Annotated in this window: 15 protein-coding genes and 1 pseudogene; 2 read left to right on the top strand and 14 right to left on the bottom strand. The window is 58.2% G+C overall.

Annotated elements, in window-relative coordinates; all coding sequences use genetic code 11:
- Positions 1-15: 15 nt before the first annotated feature.
- From tpiA to rlmE, 5 genes and pseudogenes are all read right to left on the bottom strand, one after another.
- Positions 16-771, bottom strand: a pseudogene (gene tpiA, locus ACIQV9_RS19670) (triose-phosphate isomerase).
- 66 nt (positions 772-837) lie between these two features.
- Positions 838-2,175, bottom strand: coding sequence for a phosphoglucosamine mutase (gene glmM / locus ACIQV9_RS19665; protein ID WP_403104658.1), 1,338 nt, complete (start codon positions 2,173-2,175; stop codon positions 838-840).
- A gap of 16 nt (positions 2,176-2,191) precedes the next feature.
- Positions 2,192-3,043, bottom strand: a complete 852-nt coding sequence (folP, locus tag ACIQV9_RS19660) for a dihydropteroate synthase (protein WP_403104656.1) — start codon at positions 3,041-3,043, stop codon at positions 2,192-2,194.
- An 8-nt stretch (positions 3,044-3,051) separates the two neighbouring features.
- A complete protein-coding gene (ftsH, locus tag ACIQV9_RS19655; protein ID WP_109627910.1) occupies positions 3,052-4,965 on the bottom strand; it encodes an ATP-dependent zinc metalloprotease FtsH in 1,914 nt (637 codons plus the stop codon).
- Positions 4,966-5,167: 202 nt separating this feature from the next.
- Complete coding sequence (gene rlmE, locus ACIQV9_RS19650) at positions 5,168-5,797, bottom strand: 23S rRNA (uridine(2552)-2'-O)-methyltransferase RlmE (protein ID WP_008005470.1); 630 nt, start codon at positions 5,795-5,797, stop codon at positions 5,168-5,170.
- Positions 5,798-5,902: 105 nt separating this feature from the next.
- On the opposite strand from rlmE, the gene ACIQV9_RS19645 reads away from it, so the two are divergent.
- Positions 5,903-6,211: a YhbY family RNA-binding protein gene (locus tag ACIQV9_RS19645; RefSeq protein WP_007942889.1), complete on the top strand. Its 309-nt coding sequence runs from the start codon at positions 5,903-5,905 to the stop codon at positions 6,209-6,211.
- 9 nt (positions 6,212-6,220) lie between these two features.
- On the opposite strand, the gene ACIQV9_RS19640 is transcribed toward ACIQV9_RS19645, so the two are convergent.
- From ACIQV9_RS19640 to grpE, 8 genes are all read right to left on the bottom strand, one after another.
- On the bottom strand, positions 6,221-6,625 hold the full coding sequence (locus ACIQV9_RS19640; protein WP_403104653.1) for an MFS transporter: 405 nt from the start codon (positions 6,623-6,625) through the stop codon (positions 6,221-6,223).
- Positions 6,626-6,653: 28 nt separating this feature from the next.
- Positions 6,654-7,130: a transcription elongation factor GreA gene (greA, locus tag ACIQV9_RS19635; protein WP_010463507.1), complete on the bottom strand. Its 477-nt coding sequence runs from the start codon at positions 7,128-7,130 to the stop codon at positions 6,654-6,656.
- The gene (gene carB / locus ACIQV9_RS19630; protein WP_403104650.1) at positions 7,127-10,348 is read right to left on the bottom strand and encodes a carbamoyl-phosphate synthase large subunit; all 3,222 of its coding nucleotides are present in this window, start codon (positions 10,346-10,348) and stop codon (positions 7,127-7,129) included. Before carB ends, greA begins: the two co-directional genes overlap by 4 nt.
- Positions 10,349-10,469: 121 nt before the next feature.
- Positions 10,470-11,606, bottom strand: a complete 1,137-nt coding sequence (gene carA, locus ACIQV9_RS19625) for a glutamine-hydrolyzing carbamoyl-phosphate synthase small subunit (RefSeq protein WP_403104648.1) — start codon at positions 11,604-11,606, stop codon at positions 10,470-10,472.
- Between the two features lie 258 nt (positions 11,607-11,864).
- Positions 11,865-12,668 carry a 4-hydroxy-tetrahydrodipicolinate reductase gene (dapB, locus tag ACIQV9_RS19620; protein WP_109627907.1) on the bottom strand — a complete coding sequence of 268 codons (804 nt, stop codon included), beginning with the start codon at positions 12,666-12,668 and terminating at the stop codon, positions 11,865-11,867.
- 10 nt (positions 12,669-12,678) lie between these two features.
- Positions 12,679-13,803: a molecular chaperone DnaJ gene (dnaJ, locus tag ACIQV9_RS19615; RefSeq protein WP_403104646.1), complete on the bottom strand. Its 1,125-nt coding sequence runs from the start codon at positions 13,801-13,803 to the stop codon at positions 12,679-12,681.
- A 297-nt stretch (positions 13,804-14,100) separates the two neighbouring features.
- Positions 14,101-16,017 (bottom strand): molecular chaperone DnaK, encoded by a 1,917-nt coding sequence (gene dnaK / locus ACIQV9_RS19610; RefSeq protein ID WP_403104644.1) that lies wholly within the window; start codon positions 16,015-16,017, stop codon positions 14,101-14,103.
- Positions 16,018-16,119: 102 nt separating this feature from the next.
- The gene (gene grpE, locus ACIQV9_RS19605) at positions 16,120-16,686 is read right to left on the bottom strand and encodes a nucleotide exchange factor GrpE (protein WP_403104642.1); all 567 of its coding nucleotides are present in this window, start codon (positions 16,684-16,686) and stop codon (positions 16,120-16,122) included.
- A 240-nt stretch (positions 16,687-16,926) separates the two neighbouring features.
- Here grpE and recN point away from each other — a divergent pair, with 240 nt between their 5' ends.
- The gene (gene recN, locus ACIQV9_RS19600) at positions 16,927-18,600 is read left to right on the top strand and encodes a DNA repair protein RecN (RefSeq protein ID WP_403104640.1); all 1,674 of its coding nucleotides are present in this window, start codon (positions 16,927-16,929) and stop codon (positions 18,598-18,600) included.
- A 75-nt stretch (positions 18,601-18,675) separates the two neighbouring features.
- Here the strand turns inward: recN and fur are convergent, their stop codons facing one another.
- Complete coding sequence (fur, locus tag ACIQV9_RS19595) at positions 18,676-19,080, bottom strand: ferric iron uptake transcriptional regulator (protein WP_003197684.1); 405 nt, start codon at positions 19,078-19,080, stop codon at positions 18,676-18,678.
- Positions 19,081-19,278: the final 198 nt, after the last annotated feature.

Here is a 19,278-nt window from a genome sequence, read left to right as displayed (position 1 = left end):
GTTTCAAGAATTTTATCAGTTTCCCGCGGCGCGACAAAACGCACCGAACTCATCTGCATACAGCGAAGCTCCACCAATGAGCCCCCCAAAGATATCCGGCATGCCGAACAGATCGACCGACTAGGCCGCCTTCACGCTGCCGCCGTATAGAAGCCGCACACCTTGTGCGACTTCAGAATTCTCTGCCGCCAACTGAGCGCGGATGGCTGCATGCACATCCTGCGCTTGTTGTGGCGAAGCAGTCAGCCCGGTGCCAATGGCCCAGACCGGCTCGTAAGCAATTACTGCATTTGCAAACGCACCAACACCCAGCTCCTCTATGATACTGCCTAGCTGACGCCCGACAACCTCAAGAGTTTTACCGGCTTCGCGCTGCTCAAGGGTTTCCCCTATACACAACACCGGAATCAAGCCACATGCCTGTGCCGCTGCGAACTTGCGAATCAGCATACCGTCCTGCTCGCCCATAATCTGGCGGCGTTCGGAATGCCCGACAAGTACCAGGGAACAACCTGCATCCACCAATTGACTCGGCGCGATTTCACCGGTCAGCGCGCCTTGCATGGATTCCACCGCAGAATTCTGCGAGCCAACCAAAATCGACTTGCCTTCCAAGCCATCAATCACTTGATTGATATGCAGGCAAGGCGGGAAAACCGCTACATCAACACCGCTCGGCAAGGCCATATCACGTAGGCCATTGATCAGCTCAGCGACGCTGGCGCGGGTACCGTGCATCTTCCAGTTACCAGCTACCATAGGGCGACGCATGCTGTACCTCGTCGGTCAAAGTGGGCGCAGATGTTACCCAACACAATCATGACTGGCAAGCCGAATTCAGGCAGAAACTTCAGTAACCAGTTTTGCCAGCTCTTCGGCGTAACCGCGAACCTGTGTTTCGTCCTCGCCTTCGACCATCACCCGCACCAACGGCTCGGTCCCGGACTTGCGCAACAGCACGCGCCCACGACCAGCCATAGCCTCGGTGACACGGGCACTGGCTTCCTTGACTGCCGGATGGTCGAGCGGACTCGCCCCCCCGCCGAACCGGACATTGATCAGCACCTGCGGGCACTTGCGCAGCGCCTGACGGGCCTGGGCCAGACCTTCGGAACGAGTCTTCAGCGCCATCAGCACCTGCAATGCAGCGATGATCGCATCACCTGTGGTGGTGTGATTGAAGCAGACGATATGTCCCGAGTTCTCACCGCCTACCAGCCAGTTGCGCTCCAGCAAGTCAGCGATCACGTAACGGTCACCCACGTTGGCTCGCACGAAAGGAATCGACAAATCCGCCAGGGCCAGTTCCAGCCCAAGGTTACTCATCAATGTACCGACCACGCCGCCTTGCAGCTTGTCGCGCTCGTGCAGATCGCGGGCGATGATGTACAGCAGTTCATCACCGTCGACAATGGCGCCAGTGTGATCGACCATCAACACGCGATCACCGTCACCGTCAAAGGCAATCCCCAGATCGGCATGTTCGGCCAATACAGCAGCCTGCAATTGGCCCATATGGGTCGAACCGCAATTGTCATTGATGTTCAGGCCGTTAGGCTGAGCGGAAAGCACAACGACTTCGGCACCCAGCTCGCGGAACACGCTAGGCGCAACCTTGTAGGTCGCGCCGTGAGCGCAGTCGATCACGATCTTCAGGCCAGCAAAGTTGGTACCGGTCGGCACACTGCTTTTGCAGAATTCGATATAGCGGCCAGAGGCGTCATTGATGCGCGACACTTTACCGATCTTGCTCGACTCAACCACGGTCATCGGGGTGTCGAGCAACTCTTCGATCATCAGTTCGACTTCGTCCGGCAGCTTGGTGCCCTTTCCGGAGAAGAACTTGATGCCGTTGTCATCGTGAGGATTGTGCGAAGCACTGATCACGATACCGGCTTCAGCATGAAAGGTACGCGTCAGGTAAGCGATCGCCGGCGTCGGCATCGGGCCCAACAGCATCACGTCAGCACCTGCCGACGTCAGCCCGGCCTCGAGCGCGGACTCAAACATGTAACCGGAGATTCGGGTGTCCTTGCCGACCAGCACCTTGCAGGCGCCCATTTTGCGGAACGCCATACCCGCAGCCCAACCAAGCTTGAGCATGAAATCAGGAGTAATCGGGTACTCACCGACCCGACCACGTATACCGTCGGTGCCAAAGTATTTTTTGCTCATAAGTGCTCCATCATTCTTATTCGGCTGATTCCACTGCGGCGATCATCCGCACCACGTCCACTGTTTCGGCTACATCATGGACGCGCAATATACGCGCCCCCTTGGCCGAAGCCAGCGCCGCGAGCGCCAGACCGCCAAACAGGCGCTCTCCAACCGGGCGATTCAAGGCCTGACCTATCATGCTCTTTCGCGAAACCCCGACCAACAGGGGCCGCCCCAAGGCATGCAGGTTTTCCATGTGTTTGAACAAGCTTAGATTGTGCTGCAAGGTTTTTGCGAATCCAAATCCCGGATCAAGAATAATCCGCTCGGCCGGGATTCCCGCCAACGCACATTGGGCCATGCGCTCGGCGAGAAACCCGCCAACCTCCTTGGTCACGTCCTCGTAGTGCGGATTGTCCTGCATGTCGCCCGGCTCACCGAGCATATGCATCAGACACACCGGCAATCCGGTGGCGGCTGCCGCATCCAGGGCGCCGTCTCGACGTAGCGAGCGTACATCATTGATCAATCCCGCTCCGAGCCGTGCGGTTTCGCGCATGACCGCCGGAGTGGAGGTATCGACCGAAATAATCACATCCAGTTCGCGATTGATGCGCTCAACGATAGGTGCCACGCGCTCCAGCTCTTCAAGTGGCGAAACCGCCCTTGCACCCGGCCGCGTCGATTCGCCGCCGACATCGATCAGCGTGGCGCCTGCCGCAACCATCGACTCGGCGTGGCGCAGGGCCGCGTCGAGCTGGCTGTATCGGCCGCCATCGGAGAAGGAATCGGGAGTGACATTGAGAATACCCATGACATGCGTCTGGGCCAAATCAAGAACCCGGTTGCCGCAAGGCAACCGGGTCGAGGACTGAACAGAAGTCATTTCAAACCTTATACGTCAGCAGCCGGACCGCCGATCGGTGTTTCCGGACGCTCATCCTGCACCACCGGAGGTGTTCCGGAAGTGCCGGTGCCGCCGCCCGACCAATCGCGTGGTTCGCGAGGTGTGCGACCCGCCATGATGTCATCGATCTGATCGGCATCGATCGTCTCGTACTTCATCAAGGCATCCGCCATGGCGTCGAGCTTGTCGCGGTTATCCGTGAGGATCTGCTTGGCCGTGCCGTAGCACTGGTCAATGATGCTGCGCACTTCGGAGTCAATCAGCTTGGCTGTCTCACCAGAGAAGCTCGCACCCTGACCACCGCCGCCGCGACCGAGGAACACTTCGCCCTCTTCTTCGGCATACATCAACGGACCGAGTTTTTCCGAAAGGCCCCACTTGGTCACCATGTTCCGCGCAATCTGGCTGGCACGCATGATGTCGTTGGACGCGCCAGTGGTAACACCGTCGAAGCCCAAGGTCATTTCTTCAGCGATACGGCCACCGTACAGCGAACAGATCTGGCTGATCAGTGCACGCTTGGACAGGCTATAGCGATCTTCTTCCGGCAGGAACATCGTCACACCCAGCGCACGACCGCGCGGGATGATCGACACCTTATAGACCGGATCGTGCTCTGGCACGACACGACCGACGATGGCGTGACCTGCTTCGTGATAAGCGGTGTTTTGCTTCTCTTTCTCGGACATGACCATGGACTTGCGTTCAGCGCCCATCATGATCTTGTCTTTCGCCAGTTCGAACTCTTTCATTTCGACGATGCGCTTGCCGGTACGGGCAGCGAACAACGACGCTTCGTTCACCAGGTTAGCCAGGTCGGCACCGGAGAAACCAGGGGTACCACGTGCGATCACCGCAGGAGCAACGTCGTCACCCATTGGCACTTTGCGCATGTGAACCTTGAGAATCTGTTCACGACCACGAATATCCGGCAGCCCGACCACAACCTGACGGTCGAAACGGCCCGGACGCAGCAACGCAGGGTCCAGTACGTCCGGACGGTTGGTTGCGGCGATGACGATGATGCCGTCATTCATTTCAAAGCCGTCCATCTCAACCAGCAATTGGTTGAGCGTCTGCTCGCGCTCGTCGTGACCGCCACCCATGCCGGCGCCGCGGTGGCGACCGACGGCGTCGATTTCATCGATGAAAATGATGCATGGCGCGTGTTTCTTGGCCTGCTCGAACATGTCGCGAACACGGCTGGCACCGACGCCGACGAACATCTCGACGAAATCAGAACCGGAAATGGTGAAGAACGGCACCTTGGCTTCGCCGGCAATCGCCTTGGCCAGCAAGGTTTTACCGGTACCCGGAGGACCCACCATCAGTACGCCGCGCGGAATGCGGCCGCCCAGACGCTGGAACTTGCCCGGATCACGCAGGAACTCGACCAGCTCACCCACTTCTTCCTTGGCTTCGTCACAACCGGCAACGTCACCCAATGTGGTTTTCACCTGATCTTCGGAGAGCAGGCGCGCCTTGCTCTTGCCGAAGCTCATCGGCCCGCCCTTGCCGCCTGCACCGCCCTGCATCTGCCGCATGAAGAACATGAACACGGCGATGATCACCAGGATCGGGAAGCTTGCCACCAGGAGTTGAGTCCAGATGCTTTGCTGCTCAGGCTGCTTGCCTTCGACCACGACGTGGTTATCCACGAGGTCGCCGATCAGACCGTTGTCCTGGATGGCAGGACGAATGGTCTTGAAGCTGTCGCCATCGTTGCGCTTACCGGTAATCACATAGCCGTCAACTGCTACGCGCTCGACCTTGCCATCCTTGACCTGCTGGATGAAGTCGGAATAGTTGAGGGTCTGCGGCTCGTTAGGGCTGGAGAAGTTGTTCATCACTGTCACCAGGACAGCCGCGATGATCAACCACAGGATCAGATTCTTTGCCATATCGTTCAATTAACTACCCTCTGAAGCAAGCTCCGCTAATGGCGCGCGCTTCGCATGATATTCACCGGCCTAACTTACTACATTACCTACGACTCTGGCAGGCGCCGTCTGTAACCCTTTGTGAAACACTTTCTACACAATATTCGCTAATGCTCACGGGGCGAAATACGAAAATCCTATCGACCCGCAAAAAAACCTCGATTTACTCACTACGGCCGCGGTAGCCCCAAGCCAGCATGTATTGCTCGCGGGAACTGCCACGGGAAGAGTCCGGCTTGATCATCTGGACCTTGTCGAATTTCTGACGAGCGTCCTTCACGTAAGCATCAAACCCTTCGCCCTGAAACACCTTGATCACGAAATTACCACCCGGCTTGAGTATCCGAGCCGCCAGATCAAGAGCCAGCTCACATAGAAACATGGCTTTTGGCATGTCCACCTCAGGCGTACCACTCATATTGGGGGCCATATCGGAAATCACAAGGTCCACCTGCGAATTACCCACGGCCTCAAGGATCTGAGCGAGCACTTCGTCCTGGGTGAAGTCACCCTGGATGAAAGTCACGTCCGGAATGCTGTCCATTTCCAGGATGTCCGAGGCGATCAGACGCCCCTGACCACCGATCAGCCGACTAGTGACCTGCGACCAGCCGCCGGGAGCCGCACCCAGGTCGACAACGCTCATACCCGGACGGATCAGCTTGTATTTCTCCTGGACCTCCAGAAGCTTGTAACTCGCACGCGAGCGGTAACCATCCTTCTGCGCCTGCTTCACATAGGGATCATTGACATGTCTTTGCAGCCATTTAAGGCTTGTCTTGGAACGGGCCACGGGCCACCTCGAAAATAAAACGGGTCGTGATTAACTGGGCGGTCCCGGACTCGCTCGGGTAAACTGGCCGCCGCTTTTTACAAGATCAGACGCAGGGGTCAGATTATGCCGCTCACTCAAGAGCAGAAGAAACAGTACAAATCCATTGGCCACCATCTGAAACCAGTTTTGATTGTGGCTGACAACGGTTTGACTGAAGGTGTGTTAGCCGAACTTGAACGCGCTTTGGCGGATCACGAGCTGATTAAAATCAAGCTCAACATCCTCGATCGCGAGTCGCGCCTGGCGAGCATTGCAGAACTGTGCAAGGTCGGCAAAGCGGACCTGGTTCAGGTCATCGGCAAGATGGCACTGATTTATCGCAAGAACTTCAGCGTCAACAAGCAGTTGTCGAACGTCCATCGCTTCAAGTGATGGCAAGGGTCAAGGGTGTGCTTCGCGCACCCTGCCACTCCATCCCGGCACTGGCTGCAACACCAGCACCAACCCGGAAAAGCCCAGAACAAGATAGCTGAACACCTGCCAGCGCACTGCATCCGACCAACCGACGCGCACCGCGAAAAACATTCCGCACGCATACAGCGCCATCATCAGCAGTTGCCCTCGAATATCGCGCCATAGACTGGCAAGGCCCTCGGCCTGAATCAGCACCAAAGCCTGAAAAATCACACACGCTAAGGCGAAACCCACCACTAGCGCATTCAGCACGCCTGCAATTTCGTCGATCAGCAGCGGCGCCAGGCCGATCTGACCCAGCACCGGCAGCAGACCGATGTGTAGCAGCCACAGGCCGCCGACCCACAACATCTGAGTCAGCTGCCAAAGCATGGCGCCCGCACGTAGCGGGCGCCTGCGTTTAGATGTGGCGAACTTCGACAATCTCGTACTCGATAACGCCGCCAGGCGTTTTCACGGCAACCACATCACCCTCTTCCTTGGCAATCAAGGCGCGGGCCAATGGCGAACCGACCGAAATCTTGCCAAGTTTGAAGTCAGCCTCATCCTCACCCACGATGTGGTAAGTGACGCTTTCATCAGTTTCGACGTTGGCGATTTCAACGGTGGTGCCGAAAATCACTTTGCCGGTGTGAGGAATGGTCGTGACGTCGATGATGACCTGATTCTGAATCCGGCCCTCGATGTCACGAATCCGCGCCTCGACCATACCTTGCTGCTCGCGAGCAGCGTGGTATTCGGCGTTTTCCTTCAGGTCACCCAACTCGCGGGCCGTGCCGATATCCTGGCTGAGCTTCGGACGGACGACCTTGGTCAGATGAGCGTGTTCTTCTTCCAGGGCTTTCGCGCCCTGGACGGTCATTGGGTACTTGATCATGCCTTCAATCCTGCGTGTAGATCCTGCAAGCGGCGCACGGTCTTCTCGGGACCGAACTTCAGCGCTTCGCAGATGGCTTCGCCAGCAGCAATGGTGGTGGTGCAGTAGATTTTGTGCTGCAAGGCATTACGACGAATGGAGTACGAATCAGCGATCGACTGACGACCTTCGGTGGTGTTGATGATCAGGGTGACTTCGTCATTCTTGATCATGTCGACCACGTGCGGACGACCTTCGGTCACCTTGTTCACACGACGCACTTTCAGGCCTGCGGCTTCGATCAGCTTGGCAGTACCGGCAGTGGCGACCACTTCGAAACCCAAGTTGATCAGATCACGGGCCACGCCTGCAACCAGTGGCTTGTCGTCGTCACGCACGCTGATGAACGCGGTGCCGCCGGTCGGCAGCACTTCGCTGGCGCCCATCTGGGCCTTGGCGAACGCCTCGCCGAAGGTGTCGCCCACGCCCATAACTTCACCAGTGGACTTCATCTCTGGGCCCAGGATCGGGTCCACACCAGGGAATTTGGCGAATGGGAACACCGCCTCTTTCACGCTGTAGAAGTTAGGGATGATTTCTTTGGTGAAGCCGATTTCTTTCAGGGTTTTACCGGCCATGACGCGGGCAGCGATCATTGCCAGGGAAACACCAATGCACTTGGACACGAACGGTACGGTACGGGAAGCGCGCGGGTTGACTTCGATGACGTAGATGTCTTCGCCTTGCAGCGCCAACTGAACGTTCATCAGGCCGACAACGCCCAGTTCCAGGGCCATTTTCTTGACCTGTTCGCGCATCTCGTCCTGGATGTGCGCAGGCAGCGAGTACGGCGGCAGGGAGCACGCGGAGTCACCGGAGTGAACGCCAGCCTGCTCGATGTGCTGCATGATCGCGCCGATCACCACGTCGGTGCCGTCGCAAACTGCATCCACGTCCATTTCGATGGCGCAATTGAGGAAGTGGTCGAGCAGCACCGGGCTGTCGTTGGACACTTTCACCGCATCACGCAGGTAGCGCTTGAGTTCTTCTTCTTCGTAGACGATTTCCATCGCGCGGCCGCCCAGTACGTAGGACGGACGAACCACCAGCGGGTAGCCGATCTTGGCGGCGGCACGAATCGCTTCGTCTTCGCTGCGCACGGTGGCGTTAGGCGGCTGGCGCAGGTTCAGACGCTCAACCATCTGCTGGAAGCGCTCACGGTCTTCGGCACGGTCGATGGCGTCAGGGCTGGTGCCGATGATCGGCACGCCGGCTTCTTCCAGGGCCCGAGCCAGTTTCAGCGGGGTCTGGCCGCCGTACTGGACGATCACGCCTTTCGGCTTCTCGACGCGGACGATTTCCAGCACGTCTTCCAGGGTCACTGGTTCGAAGTACAGGCGATCAGAGGTGTCGTAGTCGGTGGAAACGGTTTCCGGGTTGCAGTTGACCATGATGGTCTCGTACCCGTCTTCCCGTAGGGCCAGTGCCGCGTGTACGCAGCAGTAGTCGAACTCGATACCTTGGCCGATACGGTTTGGACCGCCGCCGAGGATCATGATCTTGTCGCGGCCCGACGGCGCTGCTTCGCACTCTTCCTCGTAAGTCGAGTACATGTAGGCGGTGTCGGTGGCGAACTCGGCCGCGCAGGTGTCAACGCGCTTGTAGACCGGGAAAATCTCGAGCTTGTGACGATGGCGACGCAGAGCCTTCTCGGTCACGCCCAGCAGCTTGGCCAGACGCATGTCGGAGAAGCCTTTGCGCTTGAGCTTGAACATCAAGTCGCGGTCGATGCTGGCCAGACCCAGGGTCTTGACCTTCTCTTCGTCCTTGATCAGATCTTCGATCTGCACCAAGAACCACGGGTCGATCATGTTCATGCCGAAGATGTCTTCGACCGACAGGCCGGCGCGGAACGCGTCAGCCACGTACCAGATACGCTCGGCGCCCGGCACGGTCAGCTCGCGCTTGAGGATGCTCATGCTTTCCGGGTTGCTCAGGTCGAGCTTCTCGTCCAGACCGCAAACGCCTACTTCCAGACCGCGCAGGGCTTTCTGCAGGGATTCCTGGAAAGTACGGCCGATGGCCATGACTTCACCGACCGACTTCATTTGAGTGGTCAGGCGTGCGTCGGCTTTCGGGAATTTCTCGAAGGCGAAACGTGGCAGCTTGGTGACGACGTAGTCGATCGACGGCTCAAAGGACGCCGGAGTAGCGCCGCCGGTGATTTCGTTCTGCAGCTCGTCCAGGGTGTAGCCGATCGCCAGCTTGGCAGCGATACGCGCAATCGGGAAACCAGTGGCTTTCGAGGCCAGGGCCGAAGACCGGGATACCCGCGGGTTCATCTCGATGACTACCATGCGGCCAGTGTCCGGGCAGATGCCGAACTGGACGTTGGAGCCGCCGGTTTCCACGCCGATCTCGCGCAGTACCGCCAGGGAGGCGTTACGCATGATCTGGTATTCCTTGTCCGTCAGGGTCTGTGCCGGAGCAACGGTGATCGAGTCACCGGTGTGCACGCCCATCGGGTCAAAGTTTTCGATGGAACAGACGATGATGCAGTTGTCCTTCTTATCGCGGACAACCTCCATCTCGTACTCTTTCCAGCCGATCAGGGATTCGTCGATCAGCAGTTCTTTGGTCGGCGACAGGTCGAGACCGCGGGCGCAGATTTCTTCGAACTCTTCACGGTTGTAAGCGATACCGCCGCCGGTGCCGCCCATGGTGAAGGACGGACGGATGATGCACGGGAAGCCGAGCTTCTCGAGGACCACGTTGGCCTCTTCCATGCTGTGGGCGATACCCGAACGCGGGCAGTCCAGGCCGATGGATTTCATCGCCTTGTCGAAGCGCGAACGGTCTTCGGCCTTGTCGATGGTGTCAGCGTTGGCGCCGATCATCTCTACGCCGAACTTCTCCAGAACGCCTTCGCGCTCCAGATCCAGTGCGCAGTTCAGAGCGGTCTGGCCACCCATGGTCGGCAGCAGCGCGTCCGGACGCTCTTTCTCGATGATTTTGGCAACGGTCTGCCATTTGATCGGCTCGATGTACGTGGCGTCAGCCATGTCCGGGTCGGTCATGATGGTCGCCGGGTTGGAGTTCACCAGGATGACGCGGTAACCCTCCTCGCGCAGGGCTTTGCAGGCCTGGGCGCCGGAGTAGTCGAATTCGCAGGCCTGGCCGATCACGATCGGGCCAGCGCCGAGAATCAGGATGCTTTTTATGTCTGTACGTTTTGGCATGGGTTTGTCACTCAAATCCGCAGGTCAGTCGGCAAGCCGTCTTGTTCAATCTGTGAAGCCTTGAGGGGGGCCACCGGTTTTCGGGACCGCCCCTCAAGCTATGCAACATCAAGGCGAGCGATTAGCGTCGCTTGGCCATTTCGTTGATGAAGCGATCGAACAATGGCGCTACGTCGTTCGGGCCAGGGCTGGCTTCAGGGTGACCCTGGAAGCTGAAGGCGCTCTTGTCGGTACGCTCGATGCCTTGCAGGGTGCCGTCGAACAGCGATTTGTGAATCGCGCGGACGTTGGCTGGCAAGGTCGCTTCGTCTACCGCAAAACCGTGGTTCTGGCTGGTGATCATCACCACACCGCTGTCCAGATCCTGGACCGGGTGGTTGGCACCGTGGTGGCCATGGCCCATTTTCAGGGTCTTGGCGCCGGAGGCCAGGGCCAGCAGTTGGTGGCCGAGGCAGATGCCGAATACCGGAATCTCGGTTTCGAGCACGTCCTTGATCGCTTGGATCGCGTAGTCGCAAGGCTCTGGGTCACCAGGTCCGTTGGACAAGAACACGCCATCCGGCTTCATCGCCAGAACATCGGCGGCTGGCGTTTGCGCCGGCACCACGGTCACGCGGCAACCGCGCTCGACCAGCATGCGCAGGATGTTCAGCTTGACGCCGTAGTCGTAGGCCACCACGTGGTACGGCAACTCGGAGGCTTCGATGGTTGCGTGGCTGTCGGTTTTCAGGTCCCAGACCGTCGAGCGCCACTCGTACTGCTCTTTGGTGCTGACGACTTTCGCCAGGTCCATGCCTTTGAGACCAGGAAAACCCTGGGCTGCGGCGATGGCGGCCTCTTCGGAGATGTTGTCACCGGCCATGATGCAGCCGTTCTGCGCGCCTTTCTCACGCAGGATGCGTGTCAGGCGGCGGGTGTCGATACCGGCGATGGCCACAACGTTGTTGGCTTTCAGGTAATCGGACAGGGACATCGTGTTACGCCAGTTGCTCGCAACCAGTGGCAGGTCACGGATGACTAGGCCAGCGGACCATACGCGGTCGGACTCGGCGTCTTCCGGAGTGGTGCCGGTGTTGCCGATGTGCGGGTAAGTCAGGGTAACGATCTGTTGGGCGTAGGAAGGATCGGTAAGGATTTCCTGATAGCCGGTCATGGCGGTGTTGAACACCACCTCACCAACGGTTTGACCGTCGGTTCCAATTGCTTCGCCGCGAAAAATGCTGCCATCAGCAAGGGCGAGTATGGCTGGCTTAGTCAAGAAGACCTCCCGTAAATAAAGCCTGAAAGGGCGATCGCAGGTGTAAAAAAGCGGAGTGACGTATGGACACGTCACCCCGCTCATTCACTGAATTATTCTGCGCGCTTTTAGTGAACACACTAAAGCTGTAGCTTACAGAAAAAGGCATTTTTGGTCTACCGCCAATGAGCCTTAAAGGCCGGAGAATGCGACAGGACGTCGCTTGGCGGAGTAAAACCGGGCTCAAACGCTGTGTTTGAACCCGATTTCAGGCACTTCTTAACGCAGGTCGAGCACGTCTTGCATGTCATAAAGACCAGGCTCGCGACCATCCAGCCACAAAGCAGCACGTACTGCGCCCTTGGCGAAGGTCATGCGACTGGACGCCTTGTGCGTGATCTCGACACGCTCACCATCGGCAGCGAACAGCACGGTGTGATCACCGACGATGTCACCGGCACGCACAGTGGCGAAGCCGATGGTTTCACGAGCGCGGGCACCGGTCTGGCCTTCACGGCCGTAAACTGCCACTTTCTTCAGATCACGCCCCAGTGCATCGGCAATCACTTCACCCATGCGCACGGCAGTACCGGACGGCGCATCGACTTTATGACGATGGTGGGCTTCAGTGATTTCAATATCGACATCATCACCCAGCACGCGAGCAGCGGTGTCGAGCAGCTTCAGGCAAAGATTGACGCCGACACTGAAGTTGGCCGCAAAGACAATCGGAATGTCCTTGCCCGCTTCCGCCAGCAATTGCTTCTCTTCAACGCTGAAACCGGTGGTACCGATGATCATCGCCTTGTGATGCTTGCGGCAGAACGCGAGGTTCTTCAGCGTCACTGTAGGGTGCGTGAAGTCGATCAGCACGTCGAACTCGTCGACCACGCGATCCAGATCACCCGACAGCGGTACACCGATACGACCCAGCGCAGCCAACTCACCGGCATCCGCACCAACCAACGAACTGTCCGGACGATCAATGGCCGCCGTCAGACCCGCGCCCGGCTGTTGCTGCACGGCCTCGATCAGGGTTTTGCCCATGCGCCCGGCGGCGCCCATCACTGCAATACGTCGCATGCCTGTCTCCTTACAAATCGCCGAAGAAGCGCTTCACGCCTTCGAACCAACCGGTGGTTTTCGGCGAATGGCTGTTGTCGCCCGCCAGCGAACTGCGGAACTCTTCCAGCAATTCGCGCTGACGACGACCCAGGTTGACCGGGGTTTCGACCGCCACACGGCACATCAAGTCACCGGCGCCACCACCACGCACAGGCGCAACGCCTTTGCCGCGGACACGGAACTGCTTGCCGGTCTGAGTCCCCTCAGGGATTTTCAGTTTGACTCGGCCATCAAGGGTCGGAATCTCCAGCTCGCCGCCCAGCGCAGCATCAACAAAACTGATGGGCACTTCGCAGAACAGGTGCTTGCCGTCGCGCTGGAAGATCGCGTGCTCGCGCACATTGATTACCACGTACAGGTCGCCCGTCGGACCGCCCTGCGCACCTGCCTCGCCTTCGCCGGACAGACGAATGCGATCACCGGTATCGACACCGGCCGGCACTTTCACCGAGAGAGTTTTGTACTCTTCGACACGGCCTTCGCCGTTGCAGGAGTTGCACGGGTCGGAAATGATCTTGCCTTGACCATGGCAACGCGGGCAGGTCTGCTGCACCGAGAAGAAGCCCTGCTGCATGCGCACCTGGCCAATACCGCCGCACGTCGGGCAGGTCACCGGCGAGGAGCCCTTCTTGGCACCCGAGCCGTCGCACGGCTTGCAGTTGACCAATGTCGGAACGCGGATATTCACGGTCGTGCCGCGCACCGCCTCTTCCAGGTTCAGCTCCAGGGTGTAACGCAAGTCGCTGCCGCGCTGAGCACCGCCACGGGAACCGCCGCGACCGCCACCGAAGAAGTCACTGAAGACATCACCAAAGATGTCGGAGAAGTTCTGACCGCCAAATCCGGCACCGCCGCCACCCATGCTCGGGTCGACGCCGGCATGACCGTACTGATCGTACGCCGCGCGCTTGCTGGAATCGGACAGCACTTCGTAGGCCTCGTTGGCCTCCTTGAACATCTCTTCCGACGCTTTGTCATCGGGATTACGGTCCGGGTGATGCTTCATCGCCAGGCGACGGTAGGCCTTTTTCAGGTCTGCTTCGCTTGAGCCACGCTCAACACCCAATATTTCGTAATAGTCACGCTTTGCCATAAGTCTTTGCACTCTTAAGGACGTCCGGCAAACCCCTCCTGAGCCTCGCCAAACTCGTTGAGCCCCAATACAGGCCCGGACCCAACTCACGTCAATTCAACGATCCTGGTCTTTGATTCATTGCGGTACTTTCGGCTCGAAAAGCAGGAGCATCCTCGGCCATACCGCCAGCATTCGAGCGTTGTCGCATGCAGTAAATATTCGCTTACTCCAGACACGCCAACGCGGGAGCAAGCTCCCGCGCGGCGACATCCTACCAGTCACCGCCTGAAGGCAGTCAACCGGGCGACCAACAACTTACTTGTGGTCTTTGACTTCTTCAAACTCGGCATCAACAACGTCGTCGGCTTTTTCAGCTTTTTCGTCGTTAGGTGCCGCGCCTTCGGCAGGCTGGGCCTGTTCGGCGTACATCTTCTGCGCCACTGGAGCGGAGACTTTCGACAGCTCTTCAACCTTGGCTTCGATTGCAGCCTTGTCGTCGCCTTTGACAGCGGCTTCCAGAGCAACAACAGCAGCTTCGATTGCAGTCTTCTCTTCAGCAGTCACTTTATCGCCAGCGTCTGCGACCATTTTGCGAGTCGAGTGAACCAGTGCATCGCCCTGGTTGCGAGCGGTTGCCAGCTCTTCGAACTGGCGATCTGCGTCGACGTTGGCTTCAGCATCGCGAATCATCTGCTGAATCTCTTCCTCGGACAGACCGGAGTTGGCCTTGATCACGATCGACTGAGTCTTGCCAGTAGCCTTGTCTTTGGCGCCTACGTGCAGGATGCCGTTTGCGTCGATGTCGAAGGTCACTTCAATTTGTGGCACGCCACGTGGTGCTGGTGGAATCTCGGCCAGGTCGAACTTGCCCAGGGACTTGTTCTGGGCCGCTTGCTTACGCTCACCTTGCAGCACGTGAATGGTCACCGCGCCCTGGTTGTCGTCGGCAGTCGAGAACACTTGCGATTTCTTGGTAGGAATCGTGGTGTTTTTCTCGATCAGCGCGGTCATCACGCCACCCATGGTTTCGATACCCAGGGTCAGCGGGCTGACGTCGAGCAGCAGAACGTCTTTCACGTCACCGGCCAGTACGGCACCCTGGATAGCAGCACCCATGGCAACGGCTTCGTCCGGGTTCACGTCTTTACGTGCTTCTTTGCCGAAGAACTCGGTCACCAGCTTCTGAACCAGTGGCATACGGGTCTGACCGCCGACCAGGATCACGTCATTGATGGCGCCAACGTCGATACCGGAATCTTTCAGAGCGATGCGGCAAGGTTCGATGGTGCGCTGAACCAGGTCTTCTACCAGCGCTTCGAGTTTGGCGCGGGAGATTTTCACGTTCAAGTGCTTGGGACCGGTGGCATCTGCAGTGATGTACGGCAGGTTCACGTCGGTCGAATTGCTCGAAGACAGTTCGATCTTGGCTTTTTCAGCGGCTTCTTTCAGGCGCTGCATGGCCAGCGGGTCACCTTTAAGGTTCATGCCGCTTTCTTTCTTGAATTCGTCGACGAGGTAGTCGATCAGACGAATGTCAAAGTCTTCACCGCCCAGGAACGTGTCACCGTTGGTGGCCAACACTTCGAACTGGTGCTCGCCATCGACTTCAGCGATTTCGATTACGGAAACGTCGAAAGTACCGCCGCCCAAGTCGTAAACGATGACGGTGTGATCGCCCTTCGCCTTGTCCATACCGTAGGCCAGAGCGGCTGCGGTTGGTTCGTTGATGATACGTTTTACGTCCAGGCCAGCAATACGGCCTGCGTCTTTGGTGGCTTGACGCTGGCTGTCGTTGAAGTAGGCCGGAACGGTGATCACCGCTTCAGTCACTGGCTCGCCGAGGTAGTCTTCGGCGGTCTTCTTCATTTTCTTCAGAATTTCAGCCGAGATTTGTGGCGGCGACATTTTCTGGCCGTTCACTTCAACCCATGCGTCGCCGTTATCAGCCTTGGCGATTTTGTATGGGACCATCTTGATGTCTTTCTGTACGACTTCTTCGTCGAACTTACGACCGATCAGACGCTTCACCGCGTACAGGGTGTTATGCGGATTGGTCACAGCTTGACGCTTGGCGGACTGACCAACCAGGATTTCGCCATCGTTGGCGTAAGCGATGATCGACGGCGTGGTACGCGCGCCTTCGGCGTTTTCGATTACTTTGGCTACGCCGTTTTCAAGCACGGAGACGCAGGAGTTGGTAGTCCCCAGGTCGATACCGATAATTTTGCCCATGTTCACTCTCCCGAAACTTTGGATTTGGTTGCCGCAGCAGTGGTGGCTAACTGCGGTAGCACTTAAACGCTTGACTTCTAAATGGGGGCCTTGCGGCTAATTTCAAGCCTGCTCATCAATAGAAGGCGAAACTGGCGCAGGGGCCTTGCTGACCACGACCATGGCCGGGCGCAGCAGGCGACCATTGAGCTGATAGCCCTTCTGGAACACCTTGAGCACGCTGTTCGGCTCAACGTCGGCGCTTTCCTGCATGGCCATTGCCTGATGTTGAACGGCGTTGAACGGTTCGCCATGCGGATCGATCACTTCCAGCTGATAACGCTTCAGGGTGTCCTGGAACATTTTCAGTGTCAGTTCGATGCCTTCGCGCATTGGGCGGATGCTTTCGTCATCCGGGTTGGACAACTCCAGGCCGCGCTCCAGGCTGTCGATGATCGGCAACAAATCGCCAGCAAATTTTTCCAGGGCGAATTTGTGCGCTTTTTCTACATCCTGCTCGGCGCGACGGCGGACGTTCTGCAGATCAGCTGCTACACGCAAAGCTTGATCATGAGCGCCAGCCAATTGCTCTTCGAGCACTTGTACACGAGCCGCCAGTTCATCACCCGAATCCTGGGCGGCCTGATCGGCGTCTAGATTTTGCGTATCCACTGTCTGTTCGTCAGCCATAGAATTCTCCTTTCAATAACGTCCGCGAGCTCAACTCGCGCTTCTGTCCCGGTATATGGGGCCGCAAAAATCAGCTTCAAGGGGCGGGTTGCGATTAACCCTACAAAAAACGCTGCATTGTGATTACCCGGCGCGCCAGGCATTTCGTCAGGCCAAGCAAATCGAGCCAAGCGAGGGCATTGTCAGCCGCAAATAAAACACTGTATAAATAACCAGACCTAAAGCCTGGGAGCGGCCTTTATGCTGGTGCACCTGTCCGTACATAACTACGCCATCGTTGAACATCTCGATCTCGAACTCGATCGCGGGATGAGCGTGATAACCGGGGAAACCGGCGCCGGCAAGTCGATCATGCTCGACGCCCTCGGCCTGACCCTGGGCGATCGCGCCGACAGCGGCGTGGTCCGTCCCGGCGCCGACAAGGCCGATATCCTGGCGACCTTCGACCTGGGCGACATCCCGGAAGCCAGCGCCTGGCTGGCAGAGCGTGACTTGGAGAGCGATGGCCCGTGCATCCTTCGCCGGGTCATCACCGCCGAAGGACGCTCACGCGGCTACATCAACGGCACACCCTGCCCGCTCGGCGATCTCAAAGCCCTCGGCGAGCTGCTGATCGATATCCACAGCCAGCACGAACACCAATCCCTGCTGAAGACCGACACTCACCGTCGCCTGCTCGACGAATACGCTGGCGCCACCGACCTTGCCCGCCAGGTACAACTGGCCGCCCAACGCTGGCGCCAGACTCGCCAGGAGCTGGAGCGTCTCTCCAATTCCGGCGACGAGCAGCGCGCTCGCCATCAATTGCTCAGCTATCAACTCGAAGAGCTGGAAAACCTCGGCCTCGGCGAAAACGAGCTGGAGCAATTGGAGCAGGAGCACAAGAACCTCACCAACGCCGAAACCCTGCTGGGCATCTGCCGGCAAGTGGTCGAGCAATGCAGCGAAAGTGATTCCGGGAATGTCCTGAACGCGCTGACCGCCAGCCTCAATCGTCTATCGAGCGTCAATAACTCGATCGGCGCACTGGGTGAAGCCAGCAGCCTGCTGACCAGCGCACAGATACAGGTCGAAGAAGCCGTGGGCGAGCTCAACCGCTTTCTCGACAACTTCGACGCCGACCCGGCGCGCCTTCAGTACCTGGAAGAACGCCTGGATGCGATCTACACCATGGCGCGCAAGCACCGCATCCAGCCGACCGAGGTCGCCGAGATGCAACAACGCTTGCTGGATGAAATCGAAACCCTGAACGCCAACGACGAGTCCATCGAGCGCCTGAGCGATGAGCTGGCCTCCTATGCCCGTCATTATCAGGAGAAGGCTCGGGAGCTGAGCGACCTGCGCCATCAAGCCTCGAATAGCCTGGCCAGCGCCGTGGAACAGGAAATCCAGCGCTTGGGCATGCCCGGCGGACGCTTCACCATCGAGTTACGCCCTAACAGCAGCGATGAACTGCTGCCTAATGGACTTGAGCAGGTAGAGCTGCTGGTGAGCGCCAACCCCGGTCAGCCATTGAAAGCCTTGGCCAAAGTGGCCTCGGGCGGCGAACTGTCACGGATCAGCCTGGCTATCCAGGTGATCACCGCGCAGACCTCGCGCGTGCCGACACTGGTGTTCGACGAAGTGGACGTGGGCATCGGCGGCCCAACTGCCGAGATCGTTGGCCAGTTGCTGCGTCGTCTCGGCGAACGCGGACAAGTGCTGACGGTGACCCACTTGCCGCAAGTGGCCGCTCAAGGCCATCAACATCTATTCGTGCACAAGGTGCGCGGTGAGGAGGCGACCCACACCGCCGTTTCCAAGCTGAGCAAGAATGATCGCGTCGAAGAAGTGGCGCGGATGCTGGGCGGCATCGACCTGACCAAGGAGTCCCTGGCTCACGCGAAAAAAATGGTCGTCACCGCAAAAATTTAAGGACGGCACAAAGCACGAAGGCGACCCGGGGGTCGCCTTCGCTCGTTTCGCGAATGTGAAATTCGCGCGACATGCTTACTTTTTCTTGCGTACGTACAGCACCAGATTGTGATCAACCATCTCGAAGCCGTACTTATCGACGATGGCTTTCTGCAGGCGCTCGATTTCTTCGTCGAAGAATTCGATCACTTCGCTGGTTTCGACGTTGACCATATGGTCGTGATGCTTGCCGTCATCCAGCTCGAAGACCGCATGGCCTCCGTCGAAGTTGTGCCGCACCACAAGGCCAGCTGCCTCGAACTGAGTCAGTACACGGTAAACCGTGGCCAGACCGACGTCCTCACCAGCCTCCATCAGCGCCTTGTAAACATCCTCGGCGCTCATGTGGCGTTGCTCGGCGGAATCGAGCATTTGCAGAATTTTGACCCGTGGAAGGGTCACTTTGAGGCCGGCTTTGCGTAGTTCGCTATTTTCAACCATGGTCAGCTTTCTCGCGATGCTGCTTCGCAGCTTCTCTTAATGCGGGTATGATCGGCGTTTACGTTGTCCCAGCCAAGATAGTGGAAGTCGCCCACCGATGCAAAAAACCAAGCTCTTGCTAACCAGTTTCACCTTTGTGGGACTGCTCGCACTCGACGGTTGTTCATTCCCAGGGGTTAACAAAAACGAAATCCAGAA

This window comes from Pseudomonas sp. NPDC099000 (assembly GCF_044759925.1).
In the GTDB taxonomy this organism is placed as follows: Bacteria; Pseudomonadota; Gammaproteobacteria; order Pseudomonadales; family Pseudomonadaceae; genus Aquipseudomonas.
The sequence above is the reverse complement of the archived record's forward strand: the minus strand, read 5'-3'. Positions and strand labels throughout refer to the sequence as shown.

Coding starts and splice junctions, on each gene's coding strand:
- dnaK (WP_403104644.1), bottom strand. CDS start 16,017: ATGGGCAAAATTATCGGTATCGACCTGGGGACTACCAACTCCTGCGTC.
- ACIQV9_RS19645 (WP_007942889.1), top strand. CDS start 5,903: ATGCCGCTCACTCAAGAGCAGAAGAAACAGTACAAATCCATTGGCCAC.
- ftsH (WP_109627910.1), bottom strand. CDS start 4,965: ATGGCAAAGAATCTGATCCTGTGGTTGATCATCGCGGCTGTCCTGGTG.
- carB (WP_403104650.1), bottom strand. CDS start 10,348: ATGCCAAAACGTACAGACATAAAAAGCATCCTGATTCTCGGCGCTGGC.
- glmM (WP_403104658.1), bottom strand. CDS start 2,175: ATGAGCAAAAAATACTTTGGCACCGACGGTATACGTGGTCGGGTCGGT.
- fur (WP_003197684.1), bottom strand. CDS start 19,080: ATGGTTGAAAATAGCGAACTACGCAAAGCCGGCCTCAAAGTGACCCTT.
- grpE (WP_403104642.1), bottom strand. CDS start 16,686: ATGGCTGACGAACAGACAGTGGATACGCAAAATCTAGACGCCGATCAG.
- recN (WP_403104640.1), top strand. CDS start 16,927: ATGCTGGTGCACCTGTCCGTACATAACTACGCCATCGTTGAACATCTC.
- greA (WP_010463507.1), bottom strand. CDS start 7,130: ATGATCAAGTACCCAATGACCGTCCAGGGCGCGAAAGCCCTGGAAGAA.
- dapB (WP_109627907.1), bottom strand. CDS start 12,668: ATGCGACGTATTGCAGTGATGGGCGCCGCCGGGCGCATGGGCAAAACC.
- folP (WP_403104656.1), bottom strand. CDS start 3,043: ATGACTTCTGTTCAGTCCTCGACCCGGTTGCCTTGCGGCAACCGGGTT.
- ACIQV9_RS19640 (WP_403104653.1), bottom strand. CDS start 6,625: ATGCTTTGGCAGCTGACTCAGATGTTGTGGGTCGGCGGCCTGTGGCTG.
- dnaJ (WP_403104646.1), bottom strand. CDS start 13,803: ATGGCAAAGCGTGACTATTACGAAATATTGGGTGTTGAGCGTGGCTCA.